Here is a 20848-nt window from a genome sequence, read left to right as displayed (position 1 = left end):
ACTATACTCATGGATCATGCGGTACACAGAACTCGGCGACCCGGACTGCGCGATCGCCCAGGCGCTGGCGGTGGTCGGCGACCCGTGGACACTGCTCCTCGTCCGCGACGTCGCGGGCGGGACGCACCAGTTCGACGCGCTCCGCGACGGACTCGGGATCAGCCGCAAGGTGCTGACGGAGCGCCTGAAATCCCTGGTGGGCGACGGGGTGCTGGAGAAGCGTCTCTACAGCGCGCACCCGCCCCGCTACGCCTACCACCTGACGCCGACCGGACGCGGGCTGCTGCCCGTCCTCGTCGCCCTCCAGGACTGGGGCGGACGCCACGTGATGGGTGACGGCACGCTCTCGGCCACGAGCACGGCGGACTCCGCCGAGACCCGGCGTGTGCACGCGCTGGTCGGACACCGCCTGCCCGAGCTCGCGCTCGCGGGGCGGGACGGAGAGCCTGTCGATCCGGTCTCCGCCGAGCACGCCTGGACGGTCCTGTACTGCTACCCGGGCGCCTTCGCGCCCGGTGGCCACGACTACCCGCCGGGCTGGGGCCAGATCCCCGGCGCCTCCGGCTGCACGCTGGAGTCCTGCACCTACCGCGACCGGATGCCGGACTTCGCCCGGCGCGACACCCGCGTCCACGGGGTCAGCACGCAGCGCCCCGACCAGCTCGACGCCTTCGCGGACCACGCCCGGATCGCGTTCCCGCTGCTCTCCGACGCAGACCTGCAACTGGCCGCGGCCCTGCGGCTCCCCACCTTCCGCGCGGCAGGCGTCGACCGCCTCAAGCGGCTGACCCTGGTCCTCGACTCCACCCGCACGGTACGCGGCGTTCTCTATCCGGTGGCCGACCCGGCAGGCTCCGTCGACGACGCGCTGGCGCTCGTCGACTCACTGCAGGCGTCCGCACCGGAGAGCGGGGCGCCGCACCACTGAAGCCCCGAGCCCCGAGCCCTGGGCCCTGAGGCACCGGGGTCCTGAGGGCTGTTGTCGTTCCGATCTCGAAGGCTGTCAGTCGAACGGCAGTCCCGATCGGGTGACAGCGGCGGTTGCCGCGCACTGGCGACGTGCACCGCCTGGCGGTGGCCAGGAGAATCACGGGGTGCGCCGTATGTATGCCTGTGCCAGTTCGTGGAGACGGGTTTGGTCGAAGCTGCGCCCGTGGCCAGGGTGGACGGCGGACACGTTCACCTGCGCGAGGAATTCCATGCTCTGCCGGTACGAAGGCATGTCCGATTCGGGGAGCTCGTCGATGAGGTAGCCGTCGTAGACGGTGTCACCCGAGTACAGCACGCCAGTGCGCTCCTCCAGGAGAGCGATACATCCCATCGTGTGGCCGGGGAGATGGATGACGGTCAGCGTCCGATCGCCCAGATCGATCTTGTCGCCGTCCTCAACCCCACGGGTGAGGGTCACTGGTGCCACGCCGTACGCCCCCGGGTCGTACTCGGGATGCGGCAGCGTGCTGATCAGCAGGTCGGGGACATCCTCTCCCACAGTATCGATCCCGAGTTTCTCGTAGAGTTCGGTGCCGTACAGACTCGCCGGGACTCCGCGCGCGAGAATCCCGGCTGTAGATCTGTGGGCGACCCGCTCGCTGAACTCATGTGCTCCACCGACATGGTCGAGATGCGCGTGGGTGAGAACGACCAGCGGATCTCGCTCGAACAGTTGCGGGATCGCCTGGCGGAGTCCGACCACGCCGAGACCGGCGTCCACCACGACATCACGATCCGAACCACGCAGCCACCATAGGTTCGCCTTCAGCAGCGGGTCGACGTGTGGTTCGGTGATCCGAACGACTCCATCGCCGATCTCATGCTGCTCGTACCATTCGACCATGCCGTCAAGTCTGGGTCACCGCATGCCCAGGCGTGGCCGAACGGCCCCACAGTGCAAGGTGCATTGGATCACACACCGAGCCGGTGGTAGTCGACGGTCGCGCCGCGCCTGGGTAAGCCTTGCCGACCCGACAGCGAATGCCGACGCCAGCGAGGGCGGATGTCTCTCGGCCGCGAGTCTCGGTCGGGTGACTGCGACGCCTGCCGTGCATGAAAACAGGGCCTCTTGGTAGCTCAAAGGGTGCCTACGCCAAAAAGCTGTCCGGGAGGCCCTGTTGTCGCTGTGGGATCACCGACTTCGGCTTCGCCGCGTCAGCCGGCTCGGGCCGAAACGGCTGTCCAGCGGGAGCCGGCCGGTCCCCGGCGTCGTCGTCCGAGGTCAGCCCCTCGCCGACGCGTGAACGGGCGACGACCCACCCGTTCCACTCCCGCTCGGCCACGTCCAGCTCGGCATGGATGCGGTCGGCCTCCTCGCGCAGTTCGTCCACACGGCGGCGAGCAGTGAGCTCGCGCTGTTCCAGCAGCCCCACGACCGACGGCCTCCCGACCTCCACCCGAGCGACGACACGACACGTCACCACTGCCACGAGGCCGCCGATCCTATGCCCGACCAGCGGAAACGCAGCTCTCAAGCCCGGAAGGACAACAGCCACTCAAGCCCAATCAGCCCACGTCGGGGTCGCGCTCAGGCCATCAGTTGAGCCAGCCAGACGGCGACGAGGACGGGGACCAGAAGGCAGACCAGACCCAGAAGGAAGAATCCTGCCGTCAGCACCTTGAACGCTCTGTGCTCCAGCGCGCGACACGCTGCGAAGCAGGTGAACAGGACGACGCCGAAACATGGTGCGACGACGAAGCCGTAGGCAAGGATCTCCATGCGTATCTCCCTTCGGCACGGGACTCACGTCTCACTGGTGGCGCAGGATCTCGTCGTCAGCACAGGCCTCGTCTCCGTCTTCGACCAGACAGATGTCGAGCCCGGCTGCGTCACGCTGGATCTCGCCCGTCAGCCCTGAGCAGACAGGCGACTGACCGGAGCCGAAGATCACCCCGAAGCTCTGCCCCTGAGTTGCCGAGGCGTCTGTCACGTGGCTGTGGCCACTCGAATCACCTGGCATGGGTACGAAGAACTCCCACGTGCCTCGCATCAGTGTCGAATTGCAGTCGCCGTCGGGGACGGTTCGCTCCAGACCGATCGCCGTGAACATGTGGTCTGCTGACAGCGTCATCTGCCCGCCCGAGCCGGCACTCCACGTGCCGAGAAGTTGGCCTTCGGTGACGGAGGCTGCGGCGCCACCCGCTCCCCCGCAGCCGACGCAGGCCCACAAGACGCCTGCAATCAGGAGCACCGCGCCAGGTGCTCGCCCAGCCTTCACCATGACCAAGCCCCCGCCGTTCGATCGTCGCGATCCAGCCAGGAGATCATGGCGCAGAAATTGAACATGTTCAATATATGCTCTGAAGCCGTGGGCGAGCTCCCTCACTCCTCTCCTGCGCCGCCAGGACCTGTCCGGTCCGGCTCCGCAGCTCGGCGGGCCAGGCGGACCAAGGCGTGGGCGTTGGCGCGACCGACGCCCAGGGGGAAGAGAGCCGCGCGGCCGGGAAGGCGGAAGCCGCCGGTCGCGGCGACCAGGGTGCCGCCCCGCGCCGGCACGGCAGCGATCCCGATCAGCAGGAAGCGGCTCTGCATCCAGCACCAGCCTGACTCCAACTGGACGTCGAAGCGGGCCCGGAACCCGAGCCGCCCTCGGGCGTGGGCCTCGAGTCGGCCGTCGACCTCGCGCAGGGTGATGTTGCGCATGTCGACCTCGAAGGTGCCGAGCTCGTGCTCCAGGTCGCTGACGATCCTCCAGAGCCGGTCGAAGGGCACCGGAATCGCCCGTTCGGCGACCACCGCGCCGGAGATCCCCGCCGCCAGGACCCGCAGGCGGCGCACCGGGTCGAAGTCGGCCACCGGCCAGTTCGGCGTCATACGCCCCACGCCTTTCGGAAGTTGTCACGCGCCCGGTGCAGCCGGGACTTGACCGTGCCCACTGGCAGCTCCAGCAGTTCCGCGGCCTCGGACTCGTCGAGGCCCTCCACGTCCCGCAGCACGATCACGGCCCGGTGTTCTGGTGACAGCCTGGCCAGCACGTCCGACACGTCCGCCGCCTGTTCGATGTCCCGTCGGCTGGGGATCCGGTCCAACCGTTCCCCCGGATCGACGGGAACGGTGCGCGCCGCGCGCTTCGCCAGCCGCACCGCCTCGCGCACGGCGATGGCCCTCACCCAGCCCTGGCAGGCGCTCGGATCCTTCAACGAGCGCAGGTTGCGGAAGACCGCGATCAGCGTCTCCTGCGTCGCGTCCGGCCCGTCGGCGTCGGCGATCGGCCCGCAGACGCGCGCCGCCAAAGGGGTCAGCCGAGCAAGAAGACTGCTCATCGCCACGGTGTCACCCCTTTGGGCGCGTCGCACCACGACGGAGAGGTCGTCATCGGTCACATGTGGAGGAGGAGCGAAGTCTGCAAAAGGTTCCATCGAACTCCCGCCGATTTTTTTCCTCAGCTTTCCGGGGCCCCCGACGGAACGTCCGGCCGCCGGCCTGCCTCTCTGTGGCGGAGCCGCTCACCACCGAGAGCGGCACGGCGATCGACGGAGGTTCCGATGAAGGTGCACACCAAGGCGCGAACCGTGGCGACGGTGCTGATGTTGGATGCCGCCATCCACTCCTACTGGGCGACCGGAGCCGTTTGGCCCGCCCACTCGCTCACGTCCCTGTCCCTGGCGGTCCTCAATGCGGACGTACGATGGAACGCGCCGGTACTGCTTCCGATCGCGGGAATGCTCGTGACGGGCGCGACGGCGCTGCTCGCCCGGTCCCACGGCCGCGGAGGCCAACTCGCGGCGCTCGGCAGCTTCGCGGTGGCCGCTGGCCTCGGCATGCGTGGCGTGGCCGGGCTGGTCTGGATCAGCGGCGTGGGCAGTGACCCGCAGGCCCCCTTCTACTGGCTCAACCTGCTTCTCTACACCCCCGCCTGTATGACGCTCGCGCCGCTCGCGCTGTCGGTCGTGACAGGTCCCAGGGCAGCCGGAATAGGCCGTCTCCGCTCGCTGCGGCGGGCGCTGTCCTGATCCGCCCCGTTCCGGTTCGCCTTCAGACCGGCGGGACGCTCTTGATGATCTCCGGCTCAACCTCCAGGGCGCTGCCCATGGTGTCGTGGACCCTTCGGCTCAGAAAGTTTTGGGTTAGTAGATGACTACTGGCTGATGAGGTCGTCGGCGAGGCGGCGGGCTGCTTCGGTCTCGATGGGGCCGTGCGGTTCGATCTCCTCGCCGGCGAGGCGGGCGGCCATGAGCCGGATCATCGCGACCTTGATCATTGCCTCGGCGTGCGCGGTCTTGCGCTCGTAGTCCCGTGTCAACCGTCTGCACCGCCCCAACCAGGAGAAGTCCGCTCCACCACCCACCTGCGGGGGTCTTCAGCCGAGGCGGCCCGTCAGCGCGGCGGCGATAGGCTCCGCCCACTTGATGAGAAGCTCATCGGAGTGGGCGGGGCCAACGCACTGCAGTCCGAACGGCAGCCCTTGGGGGTTGCGGCCAGCGGGCAGAGACAGAGCGGGCCATCCGGCGTAGCTCCAAGGCGCACACATGACGGGGCTGCCGGTGCTGTCGAGGCCGCGGGGCGCGGGCCCGGTGGCGGAGGGGGCGATCCACAGGTCGACGCCGGCGTCATTGGTGTCGTGGCCGAGCCGCGCCCGGAGCACTTCCTGCTGCTTGAGTCCCATCGTGTATTCCTCCCGTGTGATGGCGTGCCCCTGCTGCACGGTGGCGACGGACTGCGGTTGGTACAGGTGTCCGTACCGGGGGAACCACTCGGCGTGGCTACGGGCGGCCTCGTAGCGGTTGACAGCTCGGAGACCGCTCATGAGGTTGTCGAAGTCGTCGAGCATCGGTACGCGGCGGACGGTGAACCCGGCGTCGACGAGGACGCGCACCTGCTTCTCGAACGCGGCGAGCCCGTCGGCGTCGGACCGCTGAAGGTAGGGCCCGTCGGGCACGCCCAAGACGGGTGCGGCGACGACTCCGACCGCTGACCACCCGTCACAGAGCACGCTGGCTGCGGCCTCCGCCATCGCAAGGCCGTCGGCGAGCACCCCAAGGGTGTCGAGAGAAGGGGCGTTGGGCACGACCCCGTCGTTGGGGATCCGCCCGAAGGTCGGCTTGAACCCGACGACACCGCAGTAGGCGGCAGGCCGGATGATGGAGCCTACGGTCTGCGTACCGATGGCGAGCGGCACAATCCCGGCCGCCACGGCAGCCGCGGAGCCACTGCTCGACCCACCCGGCGTGTGCTCGAGATCGTGCGGATTACGAGTGGGGCCGGGCGCGCTCATGGCGAACTCCGCGGTGACGGTCTTCCCTGCGACAATGGCTCCAGCGCTCCGCAGCCGGTCGACGGCCGATGCCTGTGCTCCCGCAAACACGTCCGCCGGCAGCCGGGAACCGGCCCGGGTGGGCAGTCCGTCAACCCGGACAATGTCCTTGACCGCGACAGGAACGCAGAAGAGCGGTGGCCGCTGTGCAGGGGAGCCCCACCGTTCCCGAACAACTCCTTCTTCTGCCTGGACCCTCCTTCGCCGGGCGGAATCTGTCTCCCCGTTGCCGACAAAGGCACGAACGGCTGCATCTCCGGCCTCAATGCGCTTGCAGAGCTGACTAGCTGTCCCCATGCCCGTACCTTCCCTCCCTTGTAGGAGCCCAGACTGCCACGGCCTGCCCGCCCGCTCTTCCATCGCCTTTTGACCATCGAACACGATCGGAATAACTTCGTTTAGCCTTCAGGCCAGGAGCTTGGATGTTGAGCTGCAGGAGTTGGCGGTCCAAGAGGGACTCAGAAGGGCGGCCGTCCACGCATTCCCACCGCCGCCAGACCTTCTGTCGGAGCTGATGGCCGACCCTGCCACCCGTGCCGCTGCGGTTCGGCATGCGCAACCGGCAGCGGACATGGCCACCGACTCGGAGGTGGTGGTCCGGCTGGCCCTTGCCGACCATCCGGCCTTGCCGGCCGACATGCGTGATCGACTGGCCCAGGACCCGGACATATTCGTCCGCAACGCCATCGCAGCCCGTGCCGACACCCCTGCCGGGATGCGCGAGGACCTGGCAAGCACGCTTGAGACGGACGACCCCCAGCTGACGTGGCTCCTGGGCTCCACCCGTCAACCCCACGCCTGCCCAGCACCAGCCCCCATCCCCGCAGCGCGTAGTCGTCAGCAGGCAGAAGAGTTGCTGGCCAGAGCTGGCCTGTAGTCTCGCGAACGACCCAGCCTTCGACGAACTGTCAGCTGGCGCGCTCGGCTTGGTGTGGTTCCGATTCGTGCTGCCCTGAGGTACCGGGGCCCTGAGCCCTGAGGCATGCCGAGTTCTGTCCCCGGAGCCCTGCCTCCTGGGCCATGTCCCCTGAGCCCTGACCCTGAGCCCTGAGGTCCCAGGCCCGGGGGCCCGGAGCGCTGACGGTCGCGCGGAGGGCCCGGTGCCCGGGAACGTGGGCGGACCGCAGGCCGTCGGGGCATCTCGACACGCGGCCAGGAGCCGCCCGCGACATCGGGCGCGCCCCTCAGGGGCGGGGCCTCGCGCCTCGCCGGAGGGTGTCAGCCCGCCGCGCCGGTCGCGGTGGTGGCCGGGCCGCCGTTGCCGCGACGGGGGAGCGCGCGCCAGAGGCGCCCGCAGGCGATGGAGCCGACGACGAGCAGGATGTAGACCAGCGGGGTCCACGCGCCGCCCGTGTGGGTGGCCTGGCCCTGGTGGATCGCGAAGGTGACCGAGCTCTGCAGCCAGGCGACGCCGCCCCAGCTGAAGGTGCCGTCCGCGGGTGCGCCGGTCGCGGTCAGGGCCTGCTGGTAGGCGTTCGTGGCCTCGCTCAGGAAGAAGTTCAGCACCAGCGGTGTCGTGAACAGGAAGAGCAGCGCAGCCATCCACGAGTGACGCGGGCCCTCGCCGAGCTCGGCGTCCAGGTACTCGCGGGCGAGCGCACGGGCGTCGCCCAGGCGGTGCAGGGCCTCGGTGACGCCCACCTCCGCGGCGGCGGCCAGCAGGTTGGCACGGACCTCGCGCCGCAGGGCGACGCGGGTCCGCGAGGGCAGGTCGTACAGGCGCTGGTCGAGCGACCAGACGACCCGTTCGATGCGCAGTCGGTCGAGCCAGGTGACGGTGTGCGGCATGTCAGGAACCCTTCTGCGGAGCTGCGGGCAGGGGGCGGGACAGGACGGCGTCGACCCCGGCGACATGCCGGGTCCAGCCGGCGGAGCCGGCGGCCAAGGCCTCCTCGCCCGCCTCGGTGAGCCGGTAGTACTTGCGCGCGGGCCCGCTGCTGGAGGCGACCAGCCGGGTGGCCAGTCGCCCTTCGCGTTCGAGCCGGGCCAGGGCGGGATACACCGTGCCCTCCAGGACGTCGGTGAAGCCGGCGGCCTGCAGGCGCTGGGCCACCTCGTACCCGTACGACTCCTGTTCGGCGAGCAGGTGCAGGAGCAGGAGCGACAGGACGCCCTTGAGCAGTTGGGGGTCATGGCTGGAGGTCACAGGACTTAGACTGTCCCAGGTACTAGGCAGTGTCAAGTACTGAATATCGCCCAGGAGCCTCGGAGCCTCGGAGCCTCGGAGCCTCGGAGTCTCGGAGCTCAGGAGCCCGGAGTCACCGAGTCCCGAGCCACCGGGTCCCGCACGCGCGGCGTTACTCCGACGGGCGGAGCGACGCGGACACCCGGCCAGCCTCGCCGCCCCGCGCCGCCCGCTGTGATACGCCGGTTCTGGTCCCACTGGGACGGGACGACGCACCACCGAGGCGAGGGGGCCGACTTCATGACGACGCAGGGCGCGACGGATCTTTTGGCACGCGTGCGCGAGGAGCTCGCGCCCGGTGCCGACGAGAACCGGTTGATCGAACGGATCGGGGACGGCAGCGCCTCGCTGCGCCTGCTCGGCGGGCTCGCCGCGCAACAGCGACGGATCATCGCGAGCGACCGGCGCAGCTTCCTGGTTCTGGCCGCCCGCTGCGCGGACGCACCCGCGGGTGCGTACTTTGCCGAGCTCGCCGCGGGGGAGAGCCAGGCGCTCGGTCTGCTCGCGCCCTTCGCGGCGGCCTGCGGCCTGAACGACGCCGCGCTGCGTGCCCATCCGCCGCTGGCCGGTTGCCAGGCCTACCCGGCCTACCTCGCGTGGCTCGCCCTGAACGGCGAACCGGCCGGCGTCGTCCTCGCGCTCACTGCCAACTTCGCCGCCTGGGGCGGCTACTGCGCCACGGTGTCCACGGCGCTCCGCACCCACTACGGCTTCGATGACCGGGCCTGCGCGTTCTTCGACTTCTTCGCCACCCCGGATCCGGACGCGGAGGCTCGCGCGCTCGCCGTGGTCGAGGAGTGGCAGGCCCGCACGGACGCGGCGGCGAACGCCCTGGACGTGCTGGAGTACGGCCGCCTGCTGCAGACCTACGAGCTCATGTTCTGGAACACCCTCGCCGGCGAGCCCGTCGACTGATCCGCGCGTCAGTGGCCGGTCAGGGCCGCGAACTCCGCGAGCGTCTCGGTGATCGCCCGGTGGGCGACCGAGGCGAGCACCGGGTTGGTCTCGCGGTAGTAGTGGTACGCGCCCACACCGAAGCAGAGCGCCCAGCCGCGGCCGCGCGCCCAGGTCGCGTCGTCCACGGCAACCGCCTCGCGGAACGCGGCGCGGCTGTCCTCCGCGAAGACCGTCCACGCGGGCATCACGTCGCAGGCCGGATCGCCGACGCCGAGCGCGCCGAAGTCGATGACGGCGCTGAGCCGGCCGTCGCGCGCCAGCAGGTTGCCGGGCAGCAGGTCGCTGTGGAGCCACACCGGCGCCGCGTCCCACTGCGGCTGCGCGAGGGCGTGCTCCCATGCGGCGGTGGCGAGCGCGCCGTCGAGGGTGGCGTCCGCATGCAGGTCCGCGATCTCGCGGCGGACGCCCGCGTCGCGTGCGAGCAGCGGTCCGCCACGGTAGGAGCGCGGCCCGTCCGTCGCGTCGACGCCGCGCAGGGCCGTGACGAAACCGCCCAACTGCCGCGCGGCGGCCACGGGATCGCCGACGGGTCGGGAGTGCACGTCGCTGCCGTCGAGCCAGCGGAACACCGACCAGGGCAGTTCGAAGGACTCGTCCGGGACACCGAGGCCGACCGGCTCGGGGATCACCAGCGGCAGGTGCGGGGCCAGGTGCGGCAGCCAGCGCTGCTCCTTGGCGATCCCCGACGCGGCGTCGGGGATGCGCGGCAGGCGGACGACCAGGTCGTCGCCGAGCCGGAACATCGCGTTGTCGGTCCCGGCGGACGGCACCCGGACCAGGCGCAGTCCTGCCCACGCCGGAAACTGACGCGCGATCAGTCGGGCGACCAGTGCCGTGTCGATGTCGATCTCGTCGGCATGCATCCTGGTGCCGGTCACGCGTCTCCTCGAGGTGCGCGGGTGGGAAACCGCAGGCGGGGAGAGTCCGCGCGCGGGAAAGCCGCAGCGTAGCGGGCTGCCCACGGCGGGGCCACAGGATTTCCGGCGGGTGTTAGCGCTAACAATCCTGCCCCGCGCAACGCTTGGCAAGCGCCCGGCGGGTCACAGCTAGGCCACGGAAGAGGCTTGCTGACGCACCGGAAGGTCACCTGGGCGAAGGGTTTGCGCGATGCCTTGACCCTCCGAAATGTTTGCGTTAACAATTCCCTCCAACGCCGTAGTCGAGAGCGGTCGTGAGCAGTCGTGAGGGGAGGGTCGGGTCCGTGGAGTTCGAACGCGCGCCGGTCATGGCCGATGTCGCCAGGGCCGCCGGGGTCTCGCACCAGACGGTCTCGCGGGTGCTCAACGACCACCCCAACGTCCGTCCGACCACCCGTGACCGCGTGCTCGTGGCGATCCGGGAGCTCGGCTACCGGCCCAACGCCGCCGCGCGGACGCTCGTCACCCGCCGTACCCGCACGCTCGGTGTGATCAGCTTCAACACCACGCTCTACGGTCCGGCCTCGATGCTCTACGGCATCGAGCAAGCGGCCCGCCAGTACGACTACTTCGTCACCGTCGCCGCGCTCGCGGCGTTGGACCGCAGGTCGGTGCTGGAGGCCGTGGACCGGCTGCGGGACCAGGCGGTGGAGGGCATCATCGTCATCGCCCCGCAGACGACGGCCGTCGGCGCGCTGGCCAAGGTCCCGGCGGACGTGGCCGTGGTCGCGGTCGGCTGCGGCACCCATGCCTCGCTCGCCTCCGTGGCCGTCGACAACCAGGCCGGAGCCGAGCGGGCCACCTCGTACCTGCTCGACCTCGGCCACCGCACCGTGCACCACCTGGCCGGCCCCCGGTCCTGGCTCGACGCGCAGGAACGCGAGGCGGGTTGGCGGCGCAGCCTGGAACGGCGCGGAGCGCCGCAGGTCGATCCGATGGCGGGTGGCGACTGGTCGGCCCGAACGGGTTACGAGTTCGGGGTGCGGATCACGGCGGACCCTTCCGTCACCGCGGTGTTCTGTGCCAACGACCACATGGCGCTGGGTCTGCTGCGTGCGTTGCAGCAGGGTGGGCGCCGCGTCCCGGAGGACGTCAGCGTGGTGGGGTTCGACGACATCCCGGAGGCGGAGTACTTCGGGCCGCCGCTCACCACCGTCCGCCAGGACTTCGACGAGGTGGGGCGTCGGGCACTGCGGGCGCTGATCGAGATGATCGGCGCCGCGGGGCCCGGCGGCCCGGCGACAGGACCGGGACGGGGGCCGCGAGGGTCGAGAGCGGAGGCGCCACGGGTGGCGATCGAACCGACGCTCGTGGTCCGCGCCTCCGCCGCCCGCCCAGGCGGCTGACCGCAACTCGGCCGCCTTCGGCCGTACTTGGCCGACCCTGACCACACCGGCACGACATCGTTCAACAGTCCTTCGCGACCTGGATGATGGCGAATTGTTAGCGATCACATTTCCGTGAGAGGCACCACCAACCACCACCGTCAGGAAGGAATCGATCGAAGATGATCGGCTCGGCCAGATCTCGCACCACCGCCGTCGCGCTCGCCGCCCTTGTCGCGCTGTCGGCCGCCGCCTGCTCCAAGAGCCCGGGCGGGTCCGCCGCTCCCGCCACGTCCGGCGGCGGCTCCGCGCCGGCCGCCGTCCAGCTCTCCGGCTCGGTGACGTTCAACCAGGACAACCTCGCCAAGCTCGACGCCGCGCTCAAGTCGGCGCTGGCGGGCAAGGACCTGTCCAAGGTCGACATCGCCATGGTCGTCAACGTGGCGGCGGACTACTGGAAGGCGGGCCAGGTCGGCTTCCTCAAGGGCTGCTCCGACCTCGGCATCTCCTCCGGCAAGTGCACCTACTTCGCCCCGCCGAACGGCAAGCTGACCGAGCAGAACTCGGAGCTGGAGACGCTGCGTTCGCAGGGCGTCACCGGCTACTCCATCTCCGCGATCGACCCCACCTCGGCGGCCGGCACCATCCACACCGATGTCCAGAACGGCGTCGACGTGCTGGCGATCGACTCCCCACTGCCCGGCACCGACGCCGCCTCGCTCTACCTCGGCACACCCAACTACCAGGCCGGATTCCAGGCGGGCACCGCCATGAAGCAGGTGCTCGGCGGCAACGGCAAGGTGGCGGTCCTCGTCGGCTCGCTGACCGCGTCCAACGCCACCCAGCGCATCCAGGGCTTCGAGGACGCGCTCAAGGGCACCAGCATCACCATCGCGCAGAAGGTCAACGACAACCTCTCCGCGAGCACTGCCACCTCCGACGCGGAGACCATCCTCGCCAACAACCCGGACGTCAACGGCCTCTACGGCGTCTACTCCTACGACGGCCCGGCGCTGGCGCAGGCGGTCACCTCGGCGGGCAAGACCGCCTCGGTGCACATCGTCTCCGACGACTCCGACGCGCAGACCCTGCAGTTCATCAAGTCCGGCACCATCTCCGGCACGGTCGTGCAGATGCCCTACCAGCAGGGATACACCGGCGCCTACCTCCTGGCCGCGGAGAAGGTGCTCGGCAAGGACGCCACGATGGCCATCGTCAAGCCCTACCTCGACCAGGACGGTTCGACGCTCAGCTCGGGTGTCGGTCTGGTCACCCAGTCCGACCTGAGCGCCTACCAGTCCCTCCAGTCCCAGCTCGGCATCGGCTGAGGGTGAGGCCCGAACAGAGATGACGGAGCCGAGATGACGGAGCCGACATGACGACGGCGGAGAACGCCCCCGGCCGCGCGGTCCTCGCGCGGCTCCGGGGGGTGCACAAGTCCTACGGACCCGTCCGCGTGCTGGACCTGCCCGAGCTCGACCTCTACGCCGGCCAGGTGGTCGGTGTCGTGGGGGAGAACGGTGCCGGCAAGTCCACGCTGATGGGGACGCTTTCCGGTTCGGTGCACCGGGACGGCGGTGAGGTCGAGATCGACGGCCGCCCGCTCGTCCCGGGCTCCACCGAGGCGGCGCAGCAACTCGGTGTCGCGCTGGTGTCCCAGGAGTTCCCGCTGGTCGGACAGCTCTCCGTGGCGGAGAACCTGCTGCTCGGGCGACGGCCGCGCGCGTCGCGGCGCCGGGTCCTGGTGGACCGGGCGGCGCAGCGGGCCGAGGCCGCCGCGATGCTGACGCGGATCGGCCTCTCCCCCGAGGCGATCCCGGTCGGCCGCGAGGTGCGGACGCTGCCGGTGCCGACCCGGCAGATGATCGAGATCGCCAAGGCCTGGGGGCGCGACCCCAAGCTGCTGATCCTCGACGAGCCCACCTCCTCCCTCGGGCCGGTCGAGGCCGAGATGGTGCTCGGCCTCGCCCGCCAACTGGCCGACAACGGCGGCACGGTGCTCTTCATCGGACACCGGCTCGACGAGGTGCGGGCGGTCAGCGACCGCGTCCTGGTACTGCGCAACGGCCGGCTGGTCGCCGACCTGACGCCGGAGGAGGCCGACGAGGAGAGGCTGATCCGGGAGATGGTCGGCGGCGAGGTCGCCCACGACGAGCCGCGGACGCCACCCCCCGACAGTCCGGTGCTGCTGGAGGTTCAGGGCCTCACCGCCGACGGCCTCGGCCCGGTGGACCTGGCGCTGCGCGCGGGGGAGATCCTGGGCGTGGCCGGGCTGATGGGCTCCGGTCGCAGTCGCCTGGTCCACACCGTCGCGGGCGCGCAGCCCGCCACGGGCGGGTCCATGCGCGTCGGTGGCGAGCCCTACGCACCCAAGGGCCCCGGCGACGGGGTGGCGGCCGGGATCGCGCTGATCCCGGAGGACCGCAAGGAACAGTCGCTGGTCCTGTTCGCCTCGATCCGGGCCAACGTGGTGGTCTCGGTGCTCAAGCGGATCAGCGGGCCGGGCGGCCTGCTCGGTCCGCGCCGCGAGCGAGCGGAGGCGCGGCGGATCACCGAGAACGTCAACGTCCGCATGCAGTCGGTCGAGCAGCCCGTCGGCTCGCTCTCCGGCGGCAACCAGCAGCGCGCGATCTTCGGGCGGGCGTTCGCGGCGGAGCCGCGACTGCTGCTGCTCGACGAGCCGACGCGCGGTGTGGACGTGGGCGCGAAGGCGGAGATCTACGCGCTGATCGACCGCGCGGCGGAGGGCGGGACGGGGGTGCTGGTGGCCTCCTCGGAGCTGGAGGAGCTGCTGTGGATCTGCCACCGCATCGCGGTGATGAACCACGGCCGGATCGTCGCGGTCCTGGACCGCGCCGACTGCACCAAGGAGCGCATCATGACCGCCGCGGCGGGAACGGCGGTGCGCCACACCGAGGAAGAAGTGATGACGAACGGAGCGAGCACGTGAGCGCGCAGAGCACCCTGGCACCACCTGAGCGCAGCGCGCCGCGCGCCGGGGCGGGGGCCAATCTGGTCCGGCGGTTGGCGCAGTCGCCGGAGGCGGGCGTCATCATCGCCTGCGTGCTGGTCTTCGTCGCCATCGCACTGGACGCCCCGACCTACACCTCGGTCGGCAACCTCCAGGTGATGGGCCGTGACCTCTCCCAGGTCGGCATCCTCGCCATCGGCGAGTCGCTGGTGATCCTGACCGGCGGCATCGACCTCTCCGTCGGTGCGCTCGCGGGCCTCGCGGGCATCCTGGCAGCGTGGTTCAACGTGAACCAGGGCATGCCGGCGCCGCTGGCGATCCTGGTCACGCTGGTGGTCTGCGGCCTGGTCGGTCTGTGGCACGGCATGATGGTGACCCGGCTGAACGTCCCCCCGTTCGTCATCACCCTGGTGACGTACACGGTCTCGCAGGGTCTCGCGCTGGCGATCACCAGCGGGTCGCCGATCAACAACATCTCACCGCTGTTCAGCAACCTGAGCCAGTACTACATCGGCGAGGTCCCGGTGCCGGCGCTGTTCTTCGTGGCGGCGGTGGTCATCGCGTGGTTCGTCCTGGAGCGGACGTACGTGGGCCGGCAGATCTACGCGGTGGGCGGCAACAAGGAGGCGGCCCGCCTGGCCGGCATCCCGACCGGTCGTCGGATCGCGGCGACGTACGTCGCGAGCTCCGTCCTGGCGGGTGTGGTCGGGATGCTGGTGATCGGCCGGATGAATGTCGCCGACCCGTCGGTGGGGCCCGGCTGGGAGCTCACCGCGATCGCGGCGGCCGTCGTCGGCGGCGTCTCCCTCTTCGGCGGCGAGGGCCGGATCGCCGGGATCGCCGCCGGTGCGATCCTGCTGGAGTTCATCACCAACGGCCTGCTCGCGCTCAAGGTCAGCCCGTACGACCAGCAGGTCGTGCAGGGTGCGGTGCTGGGCGTCGCGATCCTGCTGGACCGGGTGCGGGCACGTTACTTCGGGCGCACCCGGAGGTGACGCTCGGCGTCCGTCCCGGGCCCGCGTCGGCAACCGCCGACGCGGGCTCCCGTCGTTGCGGAAGGCCGCTCCCGAGACCCTTTCGGTCGCGCGCCGCGCGGCACGGGATGCGGCTCCTCCCACCCGATGGCTAAATGAGCACAGAGTGTGGTGACACGTGGGCTGAGGGGGTGACATGGACGCAAGCGGCGGTGCGCCGGAGCCCGGGCAGGCCCCCGCGCGGCTCACCTCCGGCCGGATCGCGTGGATGGTGGTCCGGGTGGCGGGCACGATCTTCGCCCTGGGCACCCTGTACTACCTGCTGCCCCTGGACCACTCCTCCACGCAGTTCGCCATCACCACCCTGGTCATCGGGCTGGTGGGGTTCGTCGCCCTGGTCGCCGCCCAGGTGCGCATCATCGTCCGATCGCGACGTCCCACGGCGCGCGCGGTCCAGGCCCTGGCCACCAGCGTGTCCTTCTTCCTGCTGCTGTTCGCCAGCACCTATGTCGTGCTGGCGGCGCTGTCCCCGGCCAACTTCGGCGGGCCCCTGTCCCACTCGGACGGCCTCTACTTCACGGTGACGGTCTTCGCCACCGTCGGCTTCGGTGACATCACCGCCAAGTCCGAGCTGGCTCGTTCGGTCGTCACCGGTCAGATGCTCGCCGACCTCGCGGTCCTCGGGCTGGCGGTGAGGATCACCGTCGACGCGGCCCGGAGAGGTGGACAACGGCAGGCCAGGGCCCAGCAGGGCCGCTCGGAGCCGGAGCCCCCGCAGTGACGCGCGCGGACCGGCCGGACAGGACGCCGTGACGGCCGGCCGAGGCCGCCTCGCCCGGGCCCTGCGCGCCGCTGCGGCGGCGACCTTCGTCGACCATGTCGGCCCGGACGGCGTGACCGTCCGCCGTGGGACGCGCCACCACCGCAAGCACCAGCGGCCGCCCGAGGGGTCCACCTGGTGGGCGCCGACCGCGCGCGGCTGGTGGATCGCGGTGCTGTTCGCGGTCGGCTCGCTGCTGTTCGCGATCGGCTCGGTGCCCGGCTACGCGGACGCGGTCGGCGCCCAGGGCGACACCGTGACCTACTTCGTCGGTTCGCTCTTCTTCACCACGGCCTCGTTCCTCTGCTACCGGGAGGCCGTGGACAGCTCCACCCCGGGACAGAACCCCCGGCACCGGCGCCTGCTCGTCCTCCAGCCCCGCCGGATCGACTGGTGGGCCACGGCGGTCCAGCTCGTCGGAACCGTCTACTTCAACATCAGCACCGGGCTCGCCATGGTCCTCGACCTGTCCGCGCAGGCCGCGCACCAGCACGTGTGGCGCCCCGACGCGATCGGCTCGGTCTGCTTCCTGGTGTCCAGCCTGCTCGCCTGGTACGAGACGTGCCACGGCTGGTTCGCCTGGCGGCCGCGCACCTGGGCCTGGTGGATCACCCTGGCCAACCTGGTCGGCTCCGTCGCCTTCGGCGTCTCGGCCGTCGCCGGGTACATCAACCCGGTGACCGGTGAGGTGAAGAACCTCGACCGGGCCAACACGCAGACCCTGATCGGCGCCCTGTGCTTTCTCGTCGGTTCCGTCCTGCTGCTCCCCGAGCGCACCGAGGAGGCGCGGGGACAATGATGTGACCCAGGTCACATTCGGGCCGTGTCACGTTCCGGCTCGTCGCTCCCGTCTGGTGGTCGTCAGCAAGCGGGGCAGGGCGAACGAGGGGACGGAACGATGAACGCGAAGCAGGAGCAGCGCAAGGCCGGCACGGCGAAGGCGCACCGCGTGGTGGTCCTGGGGGCCGGGTACGCGGGGATGGCGGCAGCGGTCCAGCTGGCCGCCCGCGACAAGGGGCGCGGCGCCGTGGAGGTCACGGTGGTGAACGCGCAGGAGCGGTTCACCGAGCGGATGCGGCTGCCGATGACGGCCACCGGGCAGCAGCTGTCCGAGCTCAGCATCACGCAGTTGCTGGACGGCACCGGGGCGCGGTTCGTGCGCGGCTGGGTCACCGCCGTGGACCCGGCCGCGAAGACGGTGCGGATCGACGACGACCGGGTGCTGGAGTACGACACGCTGGTCTACGGCCTCGGCGCGGTCGCCGACACCGCCGCCGTGCCCGGGGCGGAGGACCACGCGTACACGCTCAGCAGCCCCCAGGAGGCCGAGCTGCTGGCCGAGCGGCTGGAGCGGCTGGCGCGGCGGGAGACCGGCACGGTCGTCGTCGCGGGCAGTGGCCTGGTCGGGATCGAGTCGGCCGCGGAGATCGCCGAGCGGTACCCCCACCTGACGGTGCTGCTCCTGGGCCGGCAGGAGCCGGGGGCGACGATGCATCCGAAGGCCAAGGCGTACCTGAGGGCCGCACTGGACCGTCTCGGCGTCCAGGTCCGGGCCGGCGTCGAGGTCGTGAAGGTGCTGCCGGGCTCGGTGGACCTGGCCGACGGGGAGAACCTCGCCGCGGACGCGGTGCTCTGGGCGGGCGGCATGCGGGTCTCGCCGCTGGCGGCCGCCGCCGGACTGGACGTCGACGACCACGGACGGATCGTCGTCGACGCGACGCTGCGCTCGGTCTCCCACCCCGACGTGTACGCGGTCGGTGACGCCGCCGCGATCACCCAGGGATACGGCGTCATGCACGGCACCTGCCAGGGCGGCATGCCGACCGGTGTGCACGCGGCGCTCGGCATCGACCGCGCGCTGCGCGGCAAGGAGCCCAACCCGTTCCGGTTCGGCTACTACCACACCCCCGTCAGCCTGGGCCGGGGCGACGCTGTGGTGCAGTTCACGCGGCCCGACGACAGGCCCCGGCGGATCGTCCTGACGGGTGGTCTCGCCGTGCGGTACAAGGAGACGGTGACCGCCTCGCCCTGGCCGACCTACGGCCGCATGAAGAAGATGCCCGCCTCGGGCGCGTTCTGGCCGCACGGCGGCCGCTACAGCCGCACGGACCGGGGCCGGAGCGCCACGTGACCGACCTCTTCTCCGGCCACCCCGACCAGCAGGTCTTCGACGAGCACCGCCGACTGCTGTTCTCCGTGGCCTACCGCGTCCTCGGCACCGCGGCCGACGCCGAGGACGCGGTGCAGGACGCCTGGCTCAAGTGGTCCGCCGCGGACCGCTCCCGGGTGGCCGATCCCAAGGCGTACCTGACCCGGATCGTCTCGAACGAGGCGTTGGAGCGGCTGCGCTCGGCCCGGCACAAGCGGGAGACCTACGTCGGGCCGTGGCTGCCGGAGCCGATCCTCACCGGCGGCGACGCGTCCGAGACCGCGCTGGCCGGCGAGTCGGTGTCGATGGCGCTGCTGGTGGTGCTGGAGACGCTCAGCCCGTTGGAGCGGGCGGTGTTCGTGCTGAAGGAGGTCTTCGCCTTCGGATACGGCGAGATCGCCGAGATGGTGGAGCGTTCCGAGCCGGCCGTTCGCCAGGCGGGCCACCGGGCCCGCGCGCACGTGCAGGCGCGCCGTCCCCGCTTCGAGGCCGACCGGGCGCAGCAGCGGCAGGCCACCGAGCGGTTCTTTGCGGCCTCGTCCGGCGGAGACGTCAACGCGCTGATGGAGCTGCTCTCCCCGGACGTCACCCTGTGGACCGACGGAGGTGGCAAGGTCCGCCAGGCGCTGCGCCCGGTCGTCGGGGCGACGACCGTCGCCGGCTGGTTCGCGGCCATCGGTACGGTGACCTACCAGGGCATCGAACCGGCCGACATGAGGGCCGAGCTGGTCGAGATCAACGGTGCCCCCGGCCTGCTGTTCAGCGGACCGGACCGGGTGGTCGCCACCGTCACCTTCGACTTCGACGCCGAGGGCCGGATCGTGACGATCCACAACGTCGCCAACCCCGACAAGCTCCGTGCCGTCGCGGACGGCACCAGGCACGACATCGGCACGCGCTGAGTGGCCGCCCGGTGGACGTCAGCGCCACTCCCGCCAGGGGTAGCGCGCGTCGCCCGCACGGCGTATCCGGACCTGACCGAAGACGGCCCGACCGGTGACGCGCAGCACCGGTCCGTCCGCCTGCGTCTCGTCCAGGGCCGCGGACGGCAGCGCCCTCTTGCCGAACAGGGCACCGCCCTCGTCGTAGACGCGGACGTGCGCCGGCAGGACCAGCTCGACCAGGCCGAAGAAGGCGTCGGCCTCGATCACCACCTCGCGCCGGGTGAAGACCGCGTGGCGCAGGTCGATCACCAGCTTGCCCCAGCGGGCGCGGGCGACGCTGGCCGGCGGCACCGGCCACTGCCCGCCCCGGCGGACCTTGCTGAACAGCGCCGTCACCGGCATCGTGCTGGGCGGGGCCACGGGCTGCAGCTCCGTCGCGGAGACGGCGAGGTCCGCGGTGAGCGGGTGCAGCTGGGCCAGGGTGCGGGCCGCGTAGGTGGCCTCGAGGCGCTCGGCGTGCTCGTCCGGGTCGAGATGGCCCGTCGCGAGGGCGTCGGCGAGCACGGCGGCGACGCGGTCCCGGTCGGCGTCGCCGGCGCGCAGCGCGGGCCCCTCGGCGGCGGGGGCGGGGCGTGGAGCAGGCTCGTTCACGGCGGAGGTACTCCTGGTCGGTGGGAGCTTCGGACGAACGGCAACACGATATGTCGCGACTGTGACGCGGTCAATCGCCTGTGGAAAACTCGTCCGGACACCCGAATGGAGCCTGATGTGAGCGAGCGCCACAATCCCGTCACCACCGACGTGTTGGAGACCTTCGACGAGGTGCGGGACCGGATCCTGGCCCGGCTTGAGGGCCTGTCCGACGCCGAGTACCTGTGGGAGCCGGTGCCCGACTGCCTCTCCGTCCGCGTCGGCGCGGACGGGTCGGCCCGGGCCGACGACCGACCGCGCGGCGGTACCGGCCTCGCGCCGTTCTCGACGATCGCCTGGCGCATGTGGCACATCGGCTCCGACTGCCTGCGCGGCTACGGCCGCTTCTTCGGCGAGACGCCGGCCCCGGGCACCGATCCGCAGGTCTGGCCCGCGACGGCCGCGGAGGCCACCGCCGTCCTCGCGGACGACTTCGCCCGCTTCCGCTCTCAGGTGGCGTCCCTCGGCGACGACCGTCTGCTCGCGCCGATGGGCCCGCTGGGCGGCCCGTACGGCCACGAGAGCCATCTGCTGCTGACGACCCACGCCATCGACGAGACCGCCCACCACGGCGGCGAGATCGCCCTCCTCCGTGACCTCCGGGCCCACGGGCTCGGCGCGCACGCCCCGACGAGGTGACCCACCCGGGTCGGCCCACCGCCGCCACTGCACCCTGACCCGCCGCCCGACCGGGATGCCGGAAGGCGAACCGGAACCCGGCATCCGGCGCC

The 20848-nt window shown here is 71.1% G+C and carries 24 protein-coding genes and 1 pseudogene; 13 read left to right on the top strand and 12 right to left on the bottom strand.

The features are described 5' to 3' along the window. Positions 1 to 16: 16 nt before the first annotated feature. Positions 17 to 928, top strand: coding sequence for a winged helix-turn-helix transcriptional regulator (locus tag BMY61_RS25330; RefSeq protein ID WP_042455105.1), 912 nt, complete (start codon positions 17 to 19; stop codon positions 926 to 928). 159 nt (positions 929 to 1087) lie between these two features. Here the strand turns inward: BMY61_RS25330 and BMY61_RS25325 are convergent, their stop codons facing one another. The 6 genes from BMY61_RS25325 to BMY61_RS25300 form a co-directional block, all read right to left on the bottom strand. Then, positions 1088 to 1834, bottom strand: a complete 747-nt coding sequence (locus BMY61_RS25325) for an MBL fold metallo-hydrolase (RefSeq protein WP_042455107.1) — start codon at positions 1832 to 1834, stop codon at positions 1088 to 1090. Positions 1835 to 2078: 244 nt separating this feature from the next. Then, positions 2079 to 2363 carry a hypothetical protein gene (locus BMY61_RS25320; RefSeq protein ID WP_143094514.1) on the bottom strand — a complete coding sequence of 95 codons (285 nt, stop codon included), beginning with the start codon at positions 2361 to 2363 and terminating at the stop codon, positions 2079 to 2081. 155 nt (positions 2364 to 2518) lie between these two features. Then, positions 2519 to 2710, bottom strand: a complete 192-nt coding sequence (locus BMY61_RS25315; protein WP_052439203.1) for a hypothetical protein — start codon at positions 2708 to 2710, stop codon at positions 2519 to 2521. 31 nt (positions 2711 to 2741) lie between these two features. Continuing rightward, the gene (locus BMY61_RS45230) at positions 2742 to 3317 is read right to left on the bottom strand and encodes a hypothetical protein (protein ID WP_143094513.1); all 576 of its coding nucleotides are present in this window, start codon (positions 3315 to 3317) and stop codon (positions 2742 to 2744) included. Further along, positions 3314 to 3805, bottom strand: a complete 492-nt coding sequence (locus BMY61_RS25305) for a hypothetical protein (protein ID WP_042455109.1) — start codon at positions 3803 to 3805, stop codon at positions 3314 to 3316. The genes BMY61_RS45230 and BMY61_RS25305 overlap by 4 nt, the downstream gene beginning before the upstream one ends. Then, positions 3802 to 4314: an RNA polymerase sigma factor gene (locus BMY61_RS25300; protein ID WP_236656534.1), complete on the bottom strand. Its 513-nt coding sequence runs from the start codon at positions 4312 to 4314 to the stop codon at positions 3802 to 3804. The genes BMY61_RS25305 and BMY61_RS25300 overlap by 4 nt, the downstream gene beginning before the upstream one ends. Positions 4315 to 4476: 162 nt before the next feature. Between BMY61_RS25300 and BMY61_RS25295 the strand changes: the two genes are divergently transcribed. Then, positions 4477 to 4944 carry a DUF3995 domain-containing protein gene (locus BMY61_RS25295; protein WP_063773349.1) on the top strand — a complete coding sequence of 156 codons (468 nt, stop codon included), beginning with the start codon at positions 4477 to 4479 and terminating at the stop codon, positions 4942 to 4944. A gap of 125 nt (positions 4945 to 5069) precedes the next feature. Here the strand turns inward: BMY61_RS25295 and BMY61_RS25290 are convergent. Both BMY61_RS25290 and BMY61_RS25285 read right to left on the bottom strand, forming a co-directional pair. Continuing rightward, positions 5070 to 5287 (bottom strand): annotated as a pseudogene (locus BMY61_RS25290) (transposase); the annotation flags it as partial. Between the two features lie 4 nt (positions 5288 to 5291). After that, positions 5292 to 6542: an amidase gene (locus tag BMY61_RS25285; protein ID WP_042455113.1), complete on the bottom strand. Its 1251-nt coding sequence runs from the start codon at positions 6540 to 6542 to the stop codon at positions 5292 to 5294. 274 nt (positions 6543 to 6816) lie between these two features. Between BMY61_RS25285 and BMY61_RS25280 the strand changes: the two genes are divergently transcribed. Next, complete coding sequence (locus BMY61_RS25280) at positions 6817 to 7122, top strand: hypothetical protein (protein WP_161791325.1); 306 nt, start codon at positions 6817 to 6819, stop codon at positions 7120 to 7122. A 341-nt stretch (positions 7123 to 7463) separates the two neighbouring features. On the opposite strand, the gene BMY61_RS25275 is transcribed toward BMY61_RS25280, so the two are convergent. Together BMY61_RS25275 and BMY61_RS25270 are read right to left on the bottom strand one after the other, a co-directional pair. After that, complete coding sequence (locus BMY61_RS25275; RefSeq protein WP_042455117.1) at positions 7464 to 8033, bottom strand: hypothetical protein; 570 nt, start codon at positions 8031 to 8033, stop codon at positions 7464 to 7466. A gap of 1 nt (position 8034) precedes the next feature. After that, positions 8035 to 8391: a PadR family transcriptional regulator gene (locus BMY61_RS25270; protein WP_143094510.1), complete on the bottom strand. Its 357-nt coding sequence runs from the start codon at positions 8389 to 8391 to the stop codon at positions 8035 to 8037. Between the two features lie 279 nt (positions 8392 to 8670). On the opposite strand from BMY61_RS25270, the gene BMY61_RS25265 reads away from it, so the two are divergent. Further along, a complete protein-coding gene (locus BMY61_RS25265) occupies positions 8671 to 9345 on the top strand; it encodes a thiaminase II/PqqC family protein (protein WP_174514554.1) in 675 nt (224 codons plus the stop codon). Positions 9346 to 9353: 8 nt separating this feature from the next. On the opposite strand, the gene BMY61_RS25260 is transcribed toward BMY61_RS25265, so the two are convergent. Continuing rightward, complete coding sequence (locus BMY61_RS25260) at positions 9354 to 10265, bottom strand: aminoglycoside phosphotransferase family protein (RefSeq protein WP_236656536.1); 912 nt, start codon at positions 10263 to 10265, stop codon at positions 9354 to 9356. Positions 10266 to 10612: 347 nt separating this feature from the next. Between BMY61_RS25260 and BMY61_RS25255 the strand changes: the two genes are divergently transcribed. The 8 genes from BMY61_RS25255 (at position 10613) to BMY61_RS25220 (ending at position 19445) form a co-directional block, all read left to right on the top strand. Then, positions 10613 to 11650 carry a LacI family DNA-binding transcriptional regulator gene (locus tag BMY61_RS25255; protein WP_042455246.1) on the top strand — a complete coding sequence of 346 codons (1038 nt, stop codon included), beginning with the start codon at positions 10613 to 10615 and terminating at the stop codon, positions 11648 to 11650. A gap of 161 nt (positions 11651 to 11811) precedes the next feature. Further along, a complete protein-coding gene (locus tag BMY61_RS25250) occupies positions 11812 to 12957 on the top strand; it encodes a substrate-binding domain-containing protein (protein ID WP_042455121.1) in 1146 nt (381 codons plus the stop codon). Between the two features lie 47 nt (positions 12958 to 13004). Beyond that, on the top strand, positions 13005 to 14579 hold the full coding sequence (locus BMY61_RS25245) for a sugar ABC transporter ATP-binding protein (RefSeq protein ID WP_042455124.1): 1575 nt from the start codon (positions 13005 to 13007) through the stop codon (positions 14577 to 14579). Continuing rightward, a complete protein-coding gene (locus BMY61_RS25240; RefSeq protein WP_042455126.1) occupies positions 14576 to 15595 on the top strand; it encodes an ABC transporter permease in 1020 nt (339 codons plus the stop codon). The genes BMY61_RS25245 and BMY61_RS25240 overlap by 4 nt, the downstream gene beginning before the upstream one ends. 175 nt (positions 15596 to 15770) lie before the next feature. Next, entirely contained in the window at positions 15771 to 16355 is a 585-nt protein-coding gene (locus BMY61_RS25235) for a potassium channel family protein (RefSeq protein ID WP_042455127.1), read from the top strand. Positions 16356 to 16383: 28 nt separating this feature from the next. Next, positions 16384 to 17193: a hypothetical protein gene (locus BMY61_RS25230; protein ID WP_201777628.1), complete on the top strand. Its 810-nt coding sequence runs from the start codon at positions 16384 to 16386 to the stop codon at positions 17191 to 17193. 99 nt (positions 17194 to 17292) lie between these two features. Beyond that, entirely contained in the window at positions 17293 to 18525 is a 1233-nt protein-coding gene (locus tag BMY61_RS25225; protein ID WP_042455130.1) for an NAD(P)/FAD-dependent oxidoreductase, read from the top strand. Further along, on the top strand, positions 18522 to 19445 hold the full coding sequence (locus BMY61_RS25220) for an RNA polymerase sigma-70 factor (RefSeq protein WP_042455132.1): 924 nt from the start codon (positions 18522 to 18524) through the stop codon (positions 19443 to 19445). The genes BMY61_RS25225 and BMY61_RS25220 overlap by 4 nt, the downstream gene beginning before the upstream one ends. An 18-nt stretch (positions 19446 to 19463) precedes the next feature. Here the strand turns inward: BMY61_RS25220 and BMY61_RS25215 are convergent, their stop codons facing one another. Continuing rightward, entirely contained in the window at positions 19464 to 20078 is a 615-nt protein-coding gene (locus BMY61_RS25215) for a DUF1707 SHOCT-like domain-containing protein (protein WP_042455135.1), read from the bottom strand. 117 nt (positions 20079 to 20195) lie between these two features. Between BMY61_RS25215 and BMY61_RS25210 the strand changes: the two genes are divergently transcribed. Next, positions 20196 to 20756 carry a DinB family protein gene (locus BMY61_RS25210; RefSeq protein ID WP_236656547.1) on the top strand — a complete coding sequence of 187 codons (561 nt, stop codon included), beginning with the start codon at positions 20196 to 20198 and terminating at the stop codon, positions 20754 to 20756. Positions 20757 to 20848: the final 92 nt, after the last annotated feature.

Source organism: Streptacidiphilus jiangxiensis, assembly GCF_900109465.1.
GTDB lineage: Bacteria > Actinomycetota > Actinomycetes > Streptomycetales > Streptomycetaceae > Streptacidiphilus > Streptacidiphilus jiangxiensis.
This window is presented reverse-complemented; position numbering and strand designations above follow the sequence as displayed.